Genomic DNA, 549 nt, shown 5'->3' with positions numbered 1-549 from the left:
CGGGCCAGAAGGCGTGGATGGATGCCATGGCCTCGCGTGGCTGGACCGTGCCCGATTGGCCGACGGCTTATGGCGGCGGCGGCCTGTCGCCTGCCGAAACCAAGATCCTGCGCGAAGAAATGGCCGCAATAAAGGCGCGCAATCCGCTCAATTCGTTCGGTATTTCCATGCTCGGACCAGCGCTGCTCAAATATGGCACCGAGGAGCAAAAGCTCGATTCTCTCCCCAAGCTCGCACGCGGCGAACTCCGTTGGGGCCAGGGCTATAGCGAACCCAATGCCGGCTCCGATCTCGCCTCGCTGCAGACCCGCGCCGAGAGCGATGGCGAGGATTTCATCATCAACGGCCAGAAGATCTGGACCAGCCGCGCCGAGCATTCCGACCTGATGGTGCTGCTGGCGCGCACCACGCCGAAGGAGCAGGCCAAGAAGCGCACCGACGGGCTCTCGGTGTTCCTCGTCGACATGCGCGCCGCCAAGGGTAACGGCCTCGAGATCCGCCCGTTCCGCACCATGATGAACCATGCCACCACCGAAGTGTTCTTCACCG

1 protein-coding gene is annotated in these 549 nt (G+C 63.6%); it reads left to right on the top strand.

Going from position 1 to position 549, the window contains the following annotated elements; all coding sequences use genetic code 11:
* Positions 1-17 precede the first annotated feature (17 nt).
* Positions 18-549, top strand: a 532-nt coding sequence (locus tag AACY49_RS30175; protein ID WP_339527902.1) for an acyl-CoA dehydrogenase family protein, incomplete at its 3' end; no start/stop codon positions are given.

Origin of the sequence: Pseudomonas sp. EL_65y_Pfl2_R96, assembly GCF_963970905.1 — a bacterium.
Taxonomy (GTDB): domain Bacteria; phylum Pseudomonadota; class Gammaproteobacteria; order Pseudomonadales; family Pseudomonadaceae; genus Aquipseudomonas.
This window is presented reverse-complemented; position numbering and strand designations above follow the sequence as displayed.